The sequence below is a fragment of the Conexibacter woesei Iso977N genome (assembly GCF_000424625.1).
Lineage (GTDB): Bacteria > Actinomycetota > Thermoleophilia > Solirubrobacterales > Solirubrobacteraceae > Baekduia > Baekduia woesei_A.
Genome location: NZ_AUKG01000001.1, coordinates 2097736 through 2114401 on the forward strand (window position 1 = coordinate 2097736; position 16666 = coordinate 2114401).

General features: G+C 72.0%; 15 protein-coding genes. 6 read left to right on the plus strand and 9 right to left on the minus strand.

The features are described 5' to 3' along the window. Positions 1–9 precede the first annotated feature (9 nt). On the minus strand, positions 10–585 hold the full coding sequence (locus H030_RS0110330; protein WP_027006064.1) for an RNA polymerase sigma factor: 576 nt from the start codon (positions 583–585) through the stop codon (positions 10–12). A 171-nt stretch (positions 586–756) separates the two neighbouring features. On the opposite strand from H030_RS0110330, the gene H030_RS0110335 reads away from it, so the two are divergent. Further along, the gene (locus H030_RS0110335) at positions 757–1377 is read left to right on the plus strand and encodes an FHA domain-containing protein (RefSeq protein WP_035127231.1); all 621 of its coding nucleotides are present in this window, start codon (positions 757–759) and stop codon (positions 1375–1377) included. Here the strand turns inward: H030_RS0110335 and H030_RS36840 are convergent. Further along, a complete protein-coding gene (locus H030_RS36840; protein ID WP_051222273.1) occupies positions 1374–3404 on the minus strand; it encodes a serine/threonine-protein kinase in 2031 nt (676 codons plus the stop codon). The two genes, H030_RS0110335 and H030_RS36840, sit on opposite strands and share 4 nt — an antisense overlap. A 173-nt stretch (positions 3405–3577) precedes the next feature. On the opposite strand from H030_RS36840, the gene H030_RS0110345 reads away from it, so the two are divergent. Next, a complete protein-coding gene (locus H030_RS0110345; protein WP_027006066.1) occupies positions 3578–4456 on the plus strand; it encodes a phosphatase PAP2 family protein in 879 nt (292 codons plus the stop codon). 91 nt (positions 4457–4547) lie between these two features. Beyond that, positions 4548–5573: a thioredoxin-disulfide reductase gene (gene trxB / locus H030_RS30995; protein ID WP_051222275.1), complete on the plus strand. Its 1026-nt coding sequence runs from the start codon at positions 4548–4550 to the stop codon at positions 5571–5573. Here trxB and H030_RS0110355 read toward each other — a convergent pair. Then, positions 5570–6151 (minus strand): matrixin family metalloprotease, encoded by a 582-nt coding sequence (locus tag H030_RS0110355; RefSeq protein ID WP_027006067.1) that lies wholly within the window; start codon positions 6149–6151, stop codon positions 5570–5572. The genes trxB and H030_RS0110355 overlap by 4 nt on opposite strands. A gap of 208 nt (positions 6152–6359) precedes the next feature. Here H030_RS0110355 and H030_RS31000 point away from each other — a divergent pair, with 208 nt between their 5' ends. After that, positions 6360–7148, plus strand: a complete 789-nt coding sequence (locus tag H030_RS31000; RefSeq protein ID WP_051222277.1) for a helix-turn-helix transcriptional regulator — start codon at positions 6360–6362, stop codon at positions 7146–7148. 42 nt (positions 7149–7190) lie between these two features. Here the strand turns inward: H030_RS31000 and H030_RS0110365 are convergent, their stop codons facing one another. The 4 genes from H030_RS0110365 to H030_RS0110380 all read right to left on the minus strand — a co-directional run bounded on the left by H030_RS0110365 (position 7191) and on the right by H030_RS0110380 (position 12814). Beyond that, positions 7191–8528, minus strand: a complete 1338-nt coding sequence (locus H030_RS0110365; RefSeq protein WP_027006068.1) for a hypothetical protein — start codon at positions 8526–8528, stop codon at positions 7191–7193. Next, on the minus strand, positions 8528–9997 hold the full coding sequence (locus tag H030_RS0110370) for a S8 family serine peptidase (RefSeq protein ID WP_027006069.1): 1470 nt from the start codon (positions 9995–9997) through the stop codon (positions 8528–8530). The genes H030_RS0110365 and H030_RS0110370 overlap by 1 nt, the downstream gene beginning before the upstream one ends. A gap of 19 nt (positions 9998–10016) precedes the next feature. Next, entirely contained in the window at positions 10017–11177 is a 1161-nt protein-coding gene (locus H030_RS0110375; protein ID WP_155891963.1) for a hypothetical protein, read from the minus strand. Positions 11178–11302: 125 nt separating this feature from the next. After that, complete coding sequence (locus H030_RS0110380; RefSeq protein ID WP_155891964.1) at positions 11303–12814, minus strand: hypothetical protein; 1512 nt, start codon at positions 12812–12814, stop codon at positions 11303–11305. A 340-nt stretch (positions 12815–13154) separates the two neighbouring features. On the opposite strand from H030_RS0110380, the gene H030_RS0110385 reads away from it, so the two are divergent. Then, entirely contained in the window at positions 13155–14639 is a 1485-nt protein-coding gene (locus H030_RS0110385; RefSeq protein WP_027006072.1) for an MlaD family protein, read from the plus strand. Next, positions 14636–15376, plus strand: coding sequence for a hypothetical protein (locus tag H030_RS0110390; protein ID WP_155891965.1), 741 nt, complete (start codon positions 14636–14638; stop codon positions 15374–15376). The genes H030_RS0110385 and H030_RS0110390 overlap by 4 nt, the downstream gene beginning before the upstream one ends. A 222-nt stretch (positions 15377–15598) precedes the next feature. Here H030_RS0110390 and H030_RS31005 read toward each other — a convergent pair whose 3' ends face one another. Further along, positions 15599–16189, minus strand: a complete 591-nt coding sequence (locus H030_RS31005; protein ID WP_035126077.1) for a methylated-DNA--[protein]-cysteine S-methyltransferase — start codon at positions 16187–16189, stop codon at positions 15599–15601. Then, positions 16186–16650: an RNA polymerase sigma factor gene (locus H030_RS0110405; RefSeq protein ID WP_027006074.1), complete on the minus strand. Its 465-nt coding sequence runs from the start codon at positions 16648–16650 to the stop codon at positions 16186–16188. Before H030_RS0110405 ends, H030_RS31005 begins: the two co-directional genes overlap by 4 nt. Positions 16651–16666: the final 16 nt, after the last annotated feature.

The window sequence follows — 16666 nt, forward strand, 5'->3', positions numbered from 1 at the left end:
GCTAAATGGTCAGCGCAGCGCGTTGGCGACGCCCTGGCGGGCGCGGCACACCAGCGCCTTGCTCGCGCCGGCCGAGACGCCGAGGGCGCGGCCGATCGAGCTGTGCGAGCGGTCCTCCAGCTCGTGCATGACCAGCGCGCGGCGCTGGCGGTCCGGGAGCTGCTCCAGGCCGGAGACGACGTCGTCGAGCTTCTGGCGGTTGGCGATCATCGAGACCGGGCCGGGACCGTGGTCGGCGAGGACGGCCTCGTGCGGGTCGAGGTCGGTCGTGCGATTGGGCTTGCGCAGCTGGTCGAGGCAGCGGTTGCGGACGATCGCGTGCAGCCACGGGCGCAGGGCGATCTCGGCGTCGTTGGAGCGCATCGAGCGCAGCGCGCGGACGAACGCGTCCTGCACGACCTCCTCGGCGTCGTGATGCCGGCCGCCGAGGACCTGGCGGGCGTAGGCGGTCAGCGGCGCCTCGTAGCGCTGGACGATCGCGGTGAAGGCGGCGTCGGAGCCGGTGCGAGCGGCGGCGACGAGCGCGTCGTCGGAGGCCGAGCCGGCGCGGGGAGTGCGGGGAGTGCGGGTCAGGGTGCTGCTCATGTCCACCATGTTCGCCGCGATGCGGTGGCGTGCCCAGGGACCCGAGGGCTAGAGGTGTGCCACCCCAGGTGAGGTCCGTTCACACCTAGGGCTAGGCTGCGGGATGTGTCGTCCGGAGAGGAATCGCCGCTCGCGGCTCACGCCGCGTCGCCCGCCGAGATCCAGGAGCGTCTGGTCGCCGAGCGCGCCGGTGCGCCGTTCCTGGTCCTGCGCGACGGCAGCGGGCAGCAGCGGTTGGTGCGGTTGGACGGCGACCGGCTGAGCGTCGGGCGCGGTGAGACCAACGACGTCCCGCTGCCGTGGGACACCGAGGTGTCGCGGCTGCACGCCGAGCTGGAGCGGATCGCGGGGGAGTGGACGGTCGTCGACGACGGGTTGTCGCGGAATGGGACGTTCGTCAACGGCACCCGCATCTCCGGCCGCGTCCGGCTGCGCGACGGCGACGTCCTGCGCATCGGCCGCACGACGCTCGGCTATCGCCGCCCGGACTCCGAGGACTCCGCGGAGCACACCGTCGTCGCCGGCGACTTCTTCACGCTGACCGACATCCCGTCGACCCAGCGCCAGGTGCTCGTCGCGCTCGCCCGTCCCTACAAGCAGGCCGAGTTCGCGACACCCGCGACCAACCAGGCGATCGCTGCCGAGCTGCACCTCAGCGTCGACGCCGTCAAAGCCCACCTCCGCTCGCTCTTCCAGCGCTTCGGCATCGAAGCCCTGCCCCAGAACCAGAAGCGCTCCACCCTCGTCGCCGAAGCCTTCCAGCGCGGCGTCATCACGCCCCGGGATCTCTAGCGGAGGTCGATCCGCGAGACGGTCGCGGATGCGAGGTTGGTGACCCAGGCGGATTTGCCGTGGGCGGTGATGGCGAAGGGGGTTCGGCCGACTTCGATCGGGGTGCCGGTGACCTCGCCCTTCTTGGGGTCGATGCGGACGACGGCGTTGTCGAGCTGGCTTGCCACCCAGACGGTCCCGGCCGAGTAGGCGATGCCGAGGGGGCCGCGGATCGAGAGGGCGACGGGCGCCGAGTTGTCGAGCGCGCGGTTGTTCTGAGTCAACGTGCCGTCGTCGTAGTTGGACACCCAGATCTGGCCGCCGCCGAAGACGGCTCGATGCTTGCCGAGGCCGATCGGCGTCGACTTGCGCTCGCCGTTGGACGGCGTGATCCGCGACAGCCGCGCACGGCGGCGGTTCGGGACCCAGACGTAGCCGCCGCCGGTCGTGATCCAGCTGACGCCCTCCTGGCCGAACGGGATCTCGGTGGTCTTGCCGCCGTGCGGATCGACCTTGACGATCGACGACGGCGGGTCGGTGGTCTTGATCGCCCGCCGCCCGATCCAGACGGCACCCTCGCCGGTGGCGACGACGTCGGCCTCGCCGGACCCGACCGCGCGGTCGGCCTGCACCGCGCCGGTCGCCGGGTTGATCCGGACCACGCGGGCCTGCGGCCCGTTGGTCACCCACAGCGAGCCGAAGCCCGCGGCGATCGACGTCGTGCCGCCGTTCCACGGCAGCTTGATCCTGCGCGGCCTGCCGTTCCCGGCCGCCGGCAGCCCGATCAGCTGCCCGGTCCGCGTGCTGCCGACCCACACGCGCCCACGCGCGTAGGCGATGGCATTGGGGCGCGGGTCCACCCTGTAGGTCTTGACCACCCGCGCGCTGCCGCTGCCGCCGTCGGTCGTGGTGGTCGGCGTCGTCTGCGCGGTGGTGTCCGCCGTGTTGTCGTCCCTGCCGCCGTTGAGCAGCAGGACGGCGATCAGGACCACCGCCGCGCCCGCGATCAGCGACAGCACCGGCGCGATCCAGGCGCGCCCGGACCCGCCGCGCGGCGGCGCACCGCCCGGGGCGAGCGCGGTCGGCGCCGTCGGCGTGCGCGTCCGGGCGTCCGGACCACCACCGCCCGGCACGATCGTCTCGTCGTCGGCGTGCCCACCCGGCGCGGCGGCGCCGCGCGCGACGACGCGCTCGGGCGGCGGCGTCGGCCCGTCGCCGACCGCGGCCAGCGCGGCGCGGCCGAGGTCGCCCGCGCTCGGGAAGCGCTCGTCCGGGTCCTTGGCCAGCGCGCGCTCGACCACCGCGGCCAACGCAACCGGCACCTCCGGCTCCAGGGCAGCGGCATCCGGCGGCGGGTCGTTGAGGTGCGCGTAGAGCGTCGCCTCGTCGGAGTCACGCCGGTACGGTGCCACGCCCGTCAACACGTAGAACAACAGGCAGCCGAGCGCGTAGACGTCGGCGCGCGCGTCCACGCCCTCGCCCCGGATCTGCTCCGGCGCGATGTAGCCCAAGGTCCCAACCCACCGACCGGACCCCGTCATCGTCGTCTCGCCGGTCAGCCGCTTGGTCAACCCGAAGTCGGTCAGGTAGGCGTGATCGCGATCGAGCAAGACGTTCGCGGGCTTGATGTCGCGGTGGATCAGCCCGCGCGCGTGCGCGGCGTCCAGCGCGTTGGCGACCTGAGCGATCACCGATGCGGCCCGCGCCGGCTCCATCGGCCCGTCGCGGCCGACCAGCGACCGCAGGTCCTCGCCGTCGACGTAACGCATCGCGAGGTAGAGCCGCCCGCCCTCCTCGCCCGCGCTGTAGACCGGGATCACGTTGGGGTGGTCGATCGCCGCGGCGGCGCGCGACTCGCGCACGAACCGCTCCCGGAACGCCTCGTCGCGGGCCAGCGGCGTCGCGATCAGCTTCAGCGCGACCGGCCGCTGCAGATCGAGCTGCTCGGCGCGGTAGACGACGCCCATCCCGCCCCGTCCGGCCAGCCCCGTGATCCGGTAGCCCGCGATCTCGTCGCCGGGCTCGAGCTCCGTCTCGATCGGGCTCACGCCGCACGCCCGGCGGCAGCGGTTTGATGGGACGGCCTGCTCACTGGTCGGCGACGGTATCGACTCGGCACGCCGGAAGGTCCGCCGCGCCGACCGACCAACTAGGATGGGCCGCCTCGATGCGCCTGTCGTCAGCCCTTCGCGTTGCAGCGTGGGGCGTTGTCGCGGCCGGTGTGACGGTCCCGCTCGTTCGCCGGCGTGCGCGGATCCCACCGCCGGTCGTCTCCGCCTCCGCCGCTGCCGCACCGATCGCCCTCAGCATCGCCCTGCCGCGTTCCAAGAAGCGCGACGTCGCGCTGTGCGCGCTGCAGATGTACGCGTACACGGTCACCTACCAGATGCCCAACGACGACCCGGAGGCGCTGGAGCGCAAGGTCCACCTGGACTACCCGGCGCGGATCGACCGGATCCTGGGCCTGGGCGAGATGCCCAACGTCCGCCTGCAGCGCTGGTTCTCCGTGCCCGGCAAGATCCGCAAGCGCGACCAGGTCCTGGTCTGGTCGCATTGGCTCTGGTTCCTGTTCCCGCACGGCACGGTCGCCTACATCCTCTGGCGCCACCCGGACCGCTTCCCGCGCACGGCGGCGCTGACCTACGCGGTCTTCGACCTCGGCCTGATCGGCTACTGGGCGGTCCCGACCGCGCCGCCGTGGTACGCGTCGCTGCACGGCCGCCTCGGCGAGCAGGGCGACGTCGCGATCCGCCGCATGATGGTCGAGCACGGCGAGGCGTTCTGGAAGGACTCGTGGGAGCCGATGTACGCGGTGCTGGGCGGCAACCCGCTGGCGGCGATGCCGTCGCTGCACTTCGCGACGTCGCTGCAGGCCGCGCACCTGCTGTCCGAGGCGGGACCGGTCGAGGGCGCGATCGGCTGGACCTACGCGCTGACGCTCGGCTTCGCGCTCGTCTACCTCGGCGAGCACTACCTGATCGACCTGCTCGTCGGCGCGACGCTGACGGAGTCCGTCCGGGCCGCCGCGCCGGTCGCCGGCAGGCCGCTGGGCCGGATCGCGGCCGCGCTGCAGGCGCTGGAGCGCCGGGCGCACTCGTAACCTGCCGCGCGGGCTGGCACCCTCTGTAACGGGCGTCCGCGACCCGGTACTATACAAAGTGAAGCGACCTGAACTGGGAAGGACCCACCACATGGCAGCCGACGTCGAGAACGTGATCATCATCGGGAGTGGCCCCGCGGGCTACACGGCCGCGCTGTACACCGCGCGCGCCAACCTGAAGCCGATCGTGATCGAGGGCTTCATGTGGGGTGGCCTGCTCCAGCAGACCACCGAGGTCGAGAACTTCCCCGGCTTCCCGGCCGGCGGCATCGACGGTCCCACGCTGATGACCAAGATGCGCGAGCAGGCCGAGGACTTCGGCTCGCGCTTCATCACCGACCAGGCGACGTCGGTCAAGCTCTCCGACGAGCCCGGCGGGATCCACGAGGTCCACGTCGGCCAGGACGTCTACCGCGCCCGCACGGTGATCCTGTCGATGGGTGCCGAGCACAAGAAGCTCGGCGTGCCCGGCGAGCAGGAGCTCTCCGGCGCCGGCGTGTCCTACTGCGCGACCTGCGACGCCGCGTTCTTCAAGGACCAGGTGATCATGGTCGTCGGTGGCGGCGACTCCGCGCTGGAGGAGGCGATGTTCCTCGCCAAGTTCGGCCGCAAGGTCGTCCTCGTCCACCGCCGCGACGAGCTGCGCGCCTCGAAGATCATGCAGGACCGCGCTCGCGCGATGGAGAACATCGAGTTCAAGACGCCGTACGTCGTCGAGTCGTTCCTGGCCGGCGACGGCCCGTTCAAGCGGATCGCGCGCCTCAAGCACGCTGCGACCGACGCGACCGAGGACGTCGAGATCGGCGGCGCGTTCATCGCGATCGGCCACGAGCCGCAGAGCGAGATCGTCGACGGCGTGATCGCCACCGACGACGAGGGCTACGTCAAGGTCGACGGCCGCTCGACCCGGACCAACGCGCCGGGCGTCTTCGCCGCCGGCGACCTCGTCGACCACACCTACCGCCAGGCGATCACCGCCGCGGGCTCCGGCTGCCAGGCCGCGCTCGACGCCGAGTGGTACCTGCGCGACACGCCCCAGGTCCCGACGCCGCCCTCCCTCGAGGAGAGCGGCGACCTGGCCGAGGCGCAGTGGGCGCCCGCGGCCGAGACGGCCTAGCGGCGCCGCTTCGCCCTCGTCTTCTTCTTGACGACCTTCGCCTTCGCGACCCTCGCCGGCTTCTTCGGCGGGGTCGCGGCGGCGCGCGGTGCCGCGGGCACGCCGGTCTCGGCCGGCTCGGCCATCGCCGCGCACTCCGGCGCCGGCTGCACGTAGCTGAAGTACATGATGTCGGTCGGGTCGGCGACGTGGTCGTGGCCGTCGAGGTGGCCGATCTCGTGGATCACGACCGTGCACAGCTTCGGCCAGTCCCACGTCGTCGCCGTCGACAGCGTCACCTGGCAGTCGCTGTTGCGCGACGGCTGACCGAAGTCGTCGACCGGGTTGACCCACGACGACTGCGCGTTGAGCGACGGGTCCAGCGTGCCCCAGCGGATCGACACCTTGCCGCCGCACGGCGTCATGCCCCAGTGGTCGGCGCCCATCGCCAGCAGCAGGTGCAGCGTCGAGCCGCCGGTCGGCCACCTGGCGGCGGGGTTGTCGTCGGCACGCGCCGCGACGGGGGCGAGCGTGACGGCGAGGAGCGCCGCGCAGAGCAGCGCGACGAGCAGGCGGGAACGGTGCGGCGTGCCATCCATGGCGCGGAGCGCATCGGCCGTCTCAGCCCTTTGGATGAGGAACCCGCGCGTGCCATGGCCAGATCTCTTGCCATCCACCCAAACCGGGGGTACGATCGCCTCCGTCTTAGGGAGGAGAAGGGGTCACTTGCAAGCCATGGATGTGCTGACTCGTCCATTGGGTCCCGTAGCGGAGGCGGCCAAGCGCCTGCGCGGCGTTCAGCGCGCGATGACGCGGCTGTCCAGCTTGGACTCGGTCGCGCGGCTGGTCTCGGCCGCGCCGCGCGAAGCGTGCCGCGCCGTCGGCTTCGAACGCGCGATGTTGTCCCACATCCGCGGCGATCGCGTGAGCTTCGCGAGCGTGAGCTTCGAGGGCGATCCGATCATGGCCGCCGACTTCGCGCGGCTGGCCCGCGCGGTCCGGCCGCGGCTGGACCGCTGCGCGCCCGAGCACGAGGCGGTCGTCCGCCAGATGCCGGTGCTCGTCCGCGACGCGCAGACCGCGACCGGGCTGTTCCGGCCGCTGACGCACGTCGCGCGCACGTCGTCCTACGTCGTGGCGCCGATCGTGCGCGACGGCCACACGGTCGGGCTGCTGCACGCCGACCACTTCGGCACCGGCAGGGTGCTCGACGAGCTCGACCGCGAGCTGCTCTGGACGTTCGCGACCGGGATCGGCTGGGCGATGGACGACATCGCCGGCCGCGGCACGCGCCGCGCGGCCGACGAGGACGGCGAGCCCGCCGAGGAGCCGCTGCTGACCGCTGCCCGGCTCGGCGGCGCCGAGCTCGACGGCGAGCTGTCGGGCCACCCCGGCCGCCTCGCATCGCTGACCGCGCGCGAGCTGGAGGTCCTGCACCTCATGAGCGAGGGCGCGTCGAACGCCGCGATCGGCACGGCGCTCGTGATCTCCCAGGCGACCGTGAAGTCCCACGTCCGCCACATCCTGCGCAAGCTCGGCGCGGCCAACCGCACCGAGGCCGTCAGCCTGTTCCTCGCCACCGGCGCCCGCCGCTAGCGGCGAGCGTCGCCGCCGCGCAGCGGCTCCGCTTCACCGTCGCTACTTGACGGTGAAGCGGATGACGTTGCGGCCCGGGGCCGGCGCGTCGATGTACCTGTTCTCGTCGGAGGCCTTGACCTCCAGGACGTAGCTGCCCGCGGGCAGCGTCATCGCGAAGCTGTAGGAGAACGTCGAGACCGGGTCGCCGACGTCGCCGGGGAACCAGGTGGCGTACTTGGTCCCGCACCTCCTCATCGACTGCAGGAGGGCCGTCGAGTCGTTCCACTGGGTGCAGCGGGTGACGGTCTTGTACCTGTACTTGACCTTGGTCCTCCTGCCCCGCTTGGCCTTCTTCCTGGCCTTGACCTTGACCTTCACCCTGGTCCTCACCGTCCGCGTCAGCCGCATCTGGACGCCGCCGACGCCGTTGGGGTCCAGCGCCAGCGTCCCCTTGACCTGGCCGGGGCCGTGGCGCTTCTTGAAGACCTGCCTGTCCTTGATGTTGGTGACGGTCGCCACCGGGCCGGACGTGTCGGGCGTGCCGCAGTTGCCGTCGTGGCCGTTGGTCAGGCAGTCCGACGGGTAGTTGGTGACGACGAACGGCGGCGGGTCGTCCCTGACGGTCCCGCAGTTGCCGTCGCCGCCGTCGGTCGAGCAGACCTGCAGCCGCGACGGCGGCGCGCTGCCCTCCTGAGCGTTGACGGTGACCGTGTGCGGCCCGGCGTTCTGGAGGTTGACGTAGGCGACGCCGTCGCCGCGCAGCGTGGAGTTGCTGAGCACGGAGGCGCCCTCGTCGGTCGTGACGAGGGCGGTCGACGTCGTCGTCCACTGGCCGTTGGAGGCCTGCATCGCGTAGATCGCCAGCGGCGAGCCGAAGGTGACGTTCTCGGAGGCCATCTCGTAGTTGCCGGTGTCGAAGAGGTGGACGCCCATCGGCGTGCCCGTCCAGCAGTTGTTGGCCTTCCTGGCCGCGCACAGCGGGTAGAACAGCACCTCGGTGTTGGCCGGCACGTGGTCGCTGCACGGCGCCGTCGAGCGGACCGCGCCGATGTAGGCGATCCAGCTCGGCGGGTTGGTGAGGATCATGCTCGTGTCGAGCCCGGTCTTGATCTTCGTGACCGCGAACGTGGACGCGTCGGCGCCGGTGCCGCTCCACGCGCCGCCGGTCGCCCTGTCCAGCGCGGCGATCGGGCTGTCGCCCGCGCACGTGACGTCGCCCGCGGTGCCGGGGCGCGTGACCGCGCCGGCCGGGTCGAGGTCGACGCTCGTGCGCGGCACCAGGCCGCCCGCCGACGTCGGCGCCTCGACGCGCACGGTGGTCGGGAACGCCGACGCGCTGCCCGCGGCCAGCAGGAGCGCGACGAGCGCGGCGAGCAGGAACTTGTACAACAACGACATCAACGACGTGCTTTCTTCTTGGCCTTGGCCCTGTGGGGCTGCTTGTAGGCGCTGAGGCGGTAGGGGACGACGTCCGGGATCGGGTCGCCGGAGCTGTCGTCGGCGGGCGTGGGGGTGACCGCGATGTAGTACGTCCCGGCGCGCCTCGCGCGCAGGTCGATCTCCGGGTCGTTGACGTAGCCGCCGGTCCCGGCCGCGACGTAGTCGTCGGCGTCGTCGGTCACGTCGAAGTCGCCGGCGCGCGGGTCGAGCACGTCGAGCTCCAGGACCGCGCCGGGGTCGGCTGCGGTCGCGTTGACGACGAGCCGGTCGCCGACGCTCAACGACACCGGGAACACGTCGGCCGGGTCCTTGGCCGGCGACAGGTCGCCCTGGAGCGAGAAGCGCAGCTTGGTCCTCGAGAGCAGCTTGGGGTGCCTGCTCGCGTACCTCCCGCGCAGCCAGTGCGGGTCGTCGTCGGGCTCGGGCGCCGCGGCGCTGACGACCGGGACCGCCGCGCCGATGCCCGCCGCGACGTTGAGCAGCCCGTAGCCGGTGGCGTCGTCGCGGCCGCCGACGCCGAGGTCGGTCGCGCTGCTGCGCCGCGCGATCGCGAAGACCTGCGCCGCGCCGGCGGCCGGGTGCAGCTTCTGGATCAGCGCGACCGCGCCCGCCAGCGTCGCGGCGGCGAACGACGTCCCGGTCGAGAGCCCGTAGCCGAAGCCGCAGGCCGCGGGCGGCAGCGGCGCGATCACGCCCTCGCCCGGCGCCATCACGTCGAGGTAGGCGCCCGTGCTGTTGAACGTCGACTGCAGCGAGCCCAGCGTCATCGAGCCGGCGACCACGACGTGGGGCAGGAGCGCCGGCAGCGTCGCGGTCGTCGCGTCGCCGGTCCCGCCGTCGGGCCCGACGACGACCGCGCCGCGCGCCAGCGCGTCGCCGATCGCGGTGCTCAGCGCCCGGAGGTCGTCGGCGGTCGCGGCGCCCACCGCCGCCCAGCCGGAGATCAGGATCGTCCCCGCGCCGCGGTCGACCGCGAGCCCGATGCCCTTCGCGATCGCCGCCGCGGTCGCCGCGCCGGTCGCGTCGTAGATCCGGACCGGCAGGATCGGGCTGGCGGGGGAGACGCCGACGACGCCCGGCCCCGCGCCCGCCGCCAGCCCCGCGACCGCGGTGCCGTGGCCGCTGCGGTCGCCGGAGAACGGCTGGCCGGTCGTCGCGTCCACGCCGGCCAGGACGCGGCCCGCCAGCTCCGGCGCTCCGGCGTCGACGCCGTCGTCGAGGATCGCGATCGGCGCCGTGACCACCGGCGCCAGGCCGGCCGCGCCGACCAGCTGCGCGACCTGGGCGCCGACGCCGTTGGCCGGCAGGCAGTAGCCGGCGGCCGGCAGGGTGACCTCGGGGTGCAGCGACCACGCCGCAGCGCGTCCGTCCGGCGCTCCTGCGGCGGCCGCGGCCGCGGCGAGCACCGCCGCGGCCGATCCGATCACCGCACCCCGCACGGCCGTCCTAACCGATCGAGATCTTCACGTACAGCGAGGTGCTGACGATGATCGGGAGCGGGATCGCGAAGCCGTTGCACGGGCTCGTCGGCGAGCCGGGCGACAGGCAGGCCTGGACGTCGAGCGGGTCGGGCGCCGAGGTCAGGTGCAGCTTGGTCAGGCCCAGGCCCTTCTCGAGCTTCCCCTTGAAGAAGAAGGTCTGCGGGATGTCCTGGTAGCCGGTCGAGATGTAGGGGCTGTTGCAGCCGCTGTCGTCGTTGCGGAGGTCCAGCGCGAGCCGGATGTCCGTGTAGACCGTCGCGGTGACCCCGCCGGCGGCGGTCAGGATCGACGTGCTCGACCGCGCCGGGTCCAGGTACACGTTGCTGGTCGGGTTGGTCTTGATCGAGGACGAGACCTGGCCGCCGCAGTCGTCGTCGATGAAGACGTCGGTGGCGGCGATGCCGATCGAGCCGCGCGACAGCGAGATCTGGTTGTCCTGGCTGAGCTGGTAGCCGCCGGGGATGAAGCCGGACAGGTCACCGCTCAGCGGCGCGTTGCGGACGAAGGCGCCGAAGTCCAGCGTGGCGACCGAGCCGGGCAGCAGCGAGATCCGGACCGGCGTGCCCGACGCGCTGTTGGACGTCGTCGCGCACTTCTGGAAGGTGTAGACCTTGACCTTCTTCTTGACCTTGACGATCCGGTTGCCCTTCTTGACCGACACCGTCTTCTTCACGGTCTTGTAGACCGGCACGGTCACGGTCACGGTCCTGGGCTTGCCGACGCGGACCCTGACCTTCTTCCTCTTGCCCTTCACGACCTTCGTGACCGTCTTGTACCTGTAGCGCTTCTGCTTCTTGGTGACGGTGCGCGCGCACTGGCGCGAGCAGGTCGTCTTGAGCTTGCGCTTGGCCTTGACGACGACCTTCTTGTAGGACTTGGAGCCCTTCTTCTTCCTGTAGGCGTACTTGTAGTACGTCTCGTAGAGCGGGACGAGCTTCGTCCCCTTCTTGATCTGGGCGACGCACGTGTCCGCGGCGGCGGAGGCGGTGGGCGTCGCGGAAGCGGATGCTGCGGAGGTCCCGATGCTGCCGGCGGCGGCGACGCTCAGGCCGACAACGGCGAAGGCGACGGCGCAGAGGGCGACCAGTCGCGTGAGGATCCGCCGGCCGTGGCGGTGGGAAGACATCGTGTCGCGGTCCATCGTTGCTCTCTCTCCCGGAGAATTTCTGCTGTCCCTGCCGGAGGGGGTGAGCCCCGGCCTTGCGGCCGGGGCTCGTTCCCACCAGGTGCTACGCGGTACTGCGGGTGCTGCTAGTTGACGTCGCCGATCATGATGTCGGCCTCGATGTCCTGGACGGAGATGTCGCCCGAGACGGAGACCTTCGAGCCGTCCGACGCGGTCGTGTAGGCCGGGTCGGTCGGGTTGGCGATGCCGTTGAACGCGGCACCCCTCACCTGCGGCGACTGCACGGAGTCGCAGGTGTCGGTCGGGGCCGGACGGGCGTTGAGCTCGTCGATGGGACGGGTCGTCGTCGTGTCCAGCGTGTGCGCCGTGGTCGTGGGGACCGCGGCGGACGGATCGCTGGAGTCGGCGGCGAACGGAGCCTGCGGCGACAGGCAGGCGGCCAGCGCGACGTGCGCCGGGTCACCCAGGGAGCTCAGCGACGCCTTGGCGATGCGGAGGCCCGAGGCCGTGATGGCCGGGGAGATGTGCAGGGAGCCCTTGAGCTTGACGCCCGGGATGTAGTTCTGCACGGTGCCCGTCCACGCCTGACGGCAGCCGAAGGCCGCGCCGGGGTAGGGGCCGCCCGAGATCAACGGGTACGCATCCGGCGCGACCGAGCGCAGGATCGAGTTGATCTGGGTCGACAGCGACACGGTGACGTCGATGCCGTAGGCCTTGCCCGGGATGTTCCCGAACAGGTTCGCCTGACCGCCGGACTGGCCGATCGTGATGTTCTGCGTGCCCTCAGCGCCGGCGTTGGTCGCGGCGCCCACCGGGGCGACGGCCAGCTTCAGCGCGCCGGTGCGCAGGACGGCGTCCTTGTAGCCCGGGGCGTACGACGCCCTCGTGCTCGGATCCGTGACCGCGCCCGACGGGAACGGCGTCGGGTTGCCGCCGACGTTGTTGTTGTTGCCCGGGACAGCGGAGGCGGCCATCTTGTCGAGGCCGTCAACACCCGGGATCTCCGGCAGGAAGCCGTTCGGCGTGCCGTGGGTGACCGCGGTCGCCAGGTCCGGGTAGAACGGGACGCCGGGGGCGCCCGGGACGTTCGGGAAGCCGACGTTGGTGTCGCCGACGAAGTCGCCGCAACCCTCGTTCGGAGCCCCGATCAGCGAGCTGTTCCAGTTCGTCGCCGGGTCGCTGACCTGGGTGTTCCAGAGCAGCGGCAGCGACGTCGAGGACAGCGTCTTGCTGGCCGACGGCAGGATCTTGAGGTCCACGTTGCCGAGGGCGCCGCCGTCGTACGAGTCGTGGAACTGGATCTGCGCCGCCAGCGAGCCACCCAGGTTCAGCGTGCGCTTGCCCAGGGAGGCGCCCAGGTCGAGGTTCGCCTGGTTGGGGTTGTTCGCCGCGGACGCGCCGCGGAGCTTGATCGTGACCGGGAGCGTGAAGTCGACGAGCGACGCGCGCTTGACGAACGACTTCCGGCTGATCGCCTTCGGGTTCTTCTTGATCTCCTTGCGGAGCTGCGTGCGGACAGCGGCACGCTGCTTCGCGCTGAGCTTCTTCGCAGACGCCGGGCCGGCCATGACGCCGACCGCCAGAGCGGCAACTGCGAGGAGCCCGAGGTAGCGCCAAAGGCTACTCTTGAGGGACACCAGTCCTCCTCCTTGATGGTTTGACCTTCCCCTGCTGATCTCGCCTTGCTTCCCGGGTTCCTCCTTGGATCACGGGCTCCCGCTCGGCGAGAAGGCGACCGTAGAGCGAGCGACTCACCCAGGGCATCCACCCGAAGGCTGATCTTCGTCATCCCAAAGGGTGAAATCGGCTCAAGGAACGCAGGATCTTGCCGAGTTAGGGCGTCGATCCCCTGGAAATGACGGTGTTCGCCGGTCTACAGTCGCCCGCCCCGTGACGGGGCAGGACCGACTGGGAGAGGCTGTTGACCGCTGGTGATGGGGCCATTCTAACCCTCAGGTCGAGGGTTAGGGAGGGCCGTTGAGGACCGAATCGCTGCGCCCCGCGCGGCTCGTCGTGGTGGTCGGCTTCGCGCTGGCCTGCTTCGGGCTGATGCTGTGGCTGTGGAACGCGTTCGGCGGCGCGGTCCCGTTCAAGCCGGAGGGCTACCGGGTCGTCGTCGCGCTGCCCGAGGCCGACGGGCTGGCGGTCCAGGCCGACGTCCGGATCTCGGGCGTCGCGGTCGGGCACGTGATCGCGGTGCGCCCGGCGGCGGGCGACCGCAAGGACGCGGTCCTGGAGCTCGACGCGCGCTACGCGCCGCTGCGCGGCGACGTGCGCGCGATGATCCGCCGCAAGTCGCTGGCGGGCGAGGAGTTCCTGGAGCTGACGCCCGGGACCGCGCGGGCGGCCGCGGTCCGCGACGGCGGGCGGCTGGCGAGCGCGAACGTGGCGCCGAGCGTCGAGATCGACGAGGTGCTGCGGACGTTCGACCCCGCGACGCGGCGCGCGCTGAGCGACTGGATCCAGACGCAGGCGACCGCGCTGGGCGGGACCGGTGGGTCCGATCTGAACGCGGCGCTCGGCCGGCTGCCGGGGTTCGCCGAGGCGCTGACGCCGGTCCTGGCGCGGCTCGCCGATCAGCGGGACGAGGTCTCGGCGCTGGTCGCCAACACGGGCGTCGTCTTCGACGCGGTCAGCGCGCGGCGCGACGCGCTGCAGGGCGCGATCGTCAACGGGGAGCGCGCGACCGGCGCGCTGGCGCGCGGGGCCGACGGGCTCGCGGGGACGTTCCGGGCCCTGCCGGCCTTCGAGGCCGAGTCGCGGCGGCTGCTCGCGCGGGTCTCGCGCTTCCAGCGCCGCGCCGACCCGGTGCTGACCGCGCTGCGCCCCGGCGCCCGCGCGCTCTCGGCGGCCGCGCCCGCGGTCCGCGCCGCGGCGCCGGAGCTGCGCGCGCTGGCGCACGCGCTGCCGGGCGCCGAGGACGCGGCGCGCGCCGGGCTGCCCGCGACGCGGCGGCTCTTGGTTCAGGCGCGGCCGTTCGTCGCGCAGTTCCAGCCGTTCCTGGACCAGCTGCAGCCGGTGCTCGCCTACATCGAGCTGCGCGCGTGGACGCTGACGTCGCTGGTCGCCAACCTGACCGCGGCGACCAACGCCACGACCGCGGGTTACGGCACCGACGGGGCGCCGGTCCACTACGCGCGCGCCGGGATGGCGCTGAACCCGGCGAGCCTCGCGCAGTACGAGACGCGCCAGTCGTGGTCGCGGCTGAACCCCTACCCGGAGGCCGCGGGCACGGTCTTCGACGACGGCAGCAGCGCGTGTGAGGAAACGCTAGCGTTCCCCAAGCTCGACACGAGCAGGGCTGCCGGCGGGTTCTCCATCAACATGCTCCAGCAGATCATGCACTTCGTGTTGAACGACGGGCACGCGGCCGCCCCGCCGTGCGTCCTGCAGTCCCGGCCCACGGCGAGCTTCCCGCACGTCGCACCGCTGTCCCATCCAGGAGGAGGAGCAACACCATGATGATCCGGACCCTCGCCGCCGCGCTCGCGGCCGCGGCGCTCGGCGCCGTCGCCGCGCCGGTCGCGGCGCTCGCCGCCGACCACACCCAGCAGCTCAACATCGGCGCCGAGCTGGTCCGCCAGCAGAAGGGCGGCAGGCCGTGGATCGTCAACCTGTCGCTCGGCGCGTCGCTCGGGATGAGCGACGGCAGCGTCCCGGAGCCGGTCAACCACATGGTCTTCTCGTTCACGAAGGGCGCGCAGGTGCACCCCGAGGCGTTCGCGACCTGCACGATGCCGGTCCTGCAGGCCAAGGGCCCGATGGGCTGCTCGCAGAAGGCACGGATCGGCAGCGGCAGGGCGATCGCCAACGCGCTGATGACCGACTTCCCCGCCGACGTGACCGTGTTCAACGGGCCCAAGGCCGGGTCGGGGCGCAAGCTCCTCATCTACGCGCGTGCGTTGCAGACGGTCGTGATCACGCTCGAGGGGACACTGACCAGGACGTCGGGCAAGTACGGGTTCAAGCTCGACCTGCCCGTCGGGCGGATCCGGACCGTTGGTGACAACGACGCCGCGATCACCGAGTTCGACGTCACCGTCGGCGGGACCGGCAGGGGCGGCGTGCCGTTCATCGAGGCCCCGACGTCGTGCGCCAAGCCGGGCTGGCCGTTCTTCGGCTCCTTCACCTACGCCGACGGCTCCAGCGGCACATCGGCGGCGACGATCCCGTGCCAGCTGAAGGCCATCAACAACTGATCGTCAAACGCGCGCAAGGGATCTTGCTCAACACGACGAACAACATCGCTTAACGCGGGCGGCCGCAACTCCGCGGCCGCCGATGCGTAGTTCTCCATAGACATGCACGCCGCAGCCCACACCTTCCAGTACCCCAAGGTCACCCCCGTCTCCGCCCCGCAGGCGAGCACCACGCAGCCGCCGCAGCCGGCGCCCAAGCCCAAGCAGGGCTAGGCCGCCCCGCTAGAAGGCGATCCCCTCCAGCCGGAGGAGTGCCTCTTTGCGGTGCATGCCGCCGGTGTAGCCGGTCAGCTTGCCGCTGGTGCCGATGATCCGGTGGCAGGGGACGATGATCGGGATCGCGTTGGCGCCGAGTGCCCGGCCTGCCGCGCGCGAGGCCTTCGGGTTGCCCGCCGCGCGCGCCACGTCGCCGTAGGACGCGGTGTGGCCGAACGGGATCTCCGCGGTCGCCTGGAGGATCCGGCGGCCGAAGTCGGAGTACAGCGCCCAGTCGATCGGGACGTCGAAGTCCGTGCGCTTGTTGTCGAAGTACTCGTCGAGCTCGCGCCGAACGGCGTCCAGCTTGGCGGGCTGCTCGAGGATCCGCGGGCTCAGCTTGGCCGACAACGCGTCGAGCACCTGGTCGACGCCGCCGTTGAAGTCCTCGTAGGCGAGGCGGACGAGGCCCTGCGGCGTCGCGGCGGCGACCAGCGCGCCGATCGGCGAGTCGATCAAGGTGTAGGAGATGTCCGGCTGCGCCGCCTGCGTGAAGCGCGCGGTGGCGGCCTCCAGCGCGGCGGGGTCGAACGCGGGCGGGGTCAAGTTGTCGCTCATGATGTGGTGGTCATCTCCTCGCGGAGCTTCTTGAGGCCCTCGTGGGCCGAGCGGCGCGCCGCCTCCTCCGAGCAGCCGATGGCGACCGCGACCTCGGCGTGCGTGAGGTCGCCGGCGTAGCGCAGCAGGACCGCCGCGCGCTGCTTGGGCGGGAGCGCGTGGACGCGCGCCCAGGTCGCCTCGTCGCGGGGCGCCGCGTCATACGACGCGACCTCCGGGACCTCCTCGACCGGGATCGCCCGGCGCGCCCTGGCCCGGTGGTGGTCGAGCGCCTTGTTGTGGGCGATCGTCATGACCCACGCGCGCGGGTTGGAGTTCGCGCGCAGCTTCGGGTACGCCTTCATCGCCGCCAGGAACGTCTCCTGGAAGCAGTCGTCGGCCGCATCCCGCCCAACCGAGGCGACGAGGAACCGGAAGACCGGCTCTCGCTGCTCGTCGAGGAAGCGCTGGAAGGGGATCACTGCCGGTACAACGCTA

What these genes read in the sequence shown, in the direction of transcription:
- H030_RS0110330 (WP_027006064.1), bottom strand. Translation starts at nt 585, where the DNA reads ATGAGCAGCACCCTGACCCGCACTCCCCGCACTCCCCGCGCCGGCTCG.
- trxB (WP_051222275.1), top strand. Translation starts at nt 4,548, where the DNA reads ATGGCAGCCGACGTCGAGAACGTGATCATCATCGGGAGTGGCCCCGCG.
- H030_RS0110355 (WP_027006067.1), bottom strand. Translation starts at nt 6,151, where the DNA reads ATGGATGGCACGCCGCACCGTTCCCGCCTGCTCGTCGCGCTGCTCTGC.
- H030_RS31000 (WP_051222277.1), top strand. Translation starts at nt 6,360, where the DNA reads ATGACGCGGCTGTCCAGCTTGGACTCGGTCGCGCGGCTGGTCTCGGCC.
- H030_RS0110365 (WP_027006068.1), bottom strand. Translation starts at nt 8,528, where the DNA reads ATGTCGTTGTTGTACAAGTTCCTGCTCGCCGCGCTCGTCGCGCTCCTG.
- H030_RS0110375 (WP_155891963.1), bottom strand. Translation starts at nt 11,177, where the DNA reads ATGTCTTCCCACCGCCACGGCCGGCGGATCCTCACGCGACTGGTCGCC.
- H030_RS0110390 (WP_155891965.1), top strand. Translation starts at nt 14,636, where the DNA reads ATGATGATCCGGACCCTCGCCGCCGCGCTCGCGGCCGCGGCGCTCGGC.
- H030_RS31005 (WP_035126077.1), bottom strand. Translation starts at nt 16,189, where the DNA reads ATGAGCGACAACTTGACCCCGCCCGCGTTCGACCCCGCCGCGCTGGAG.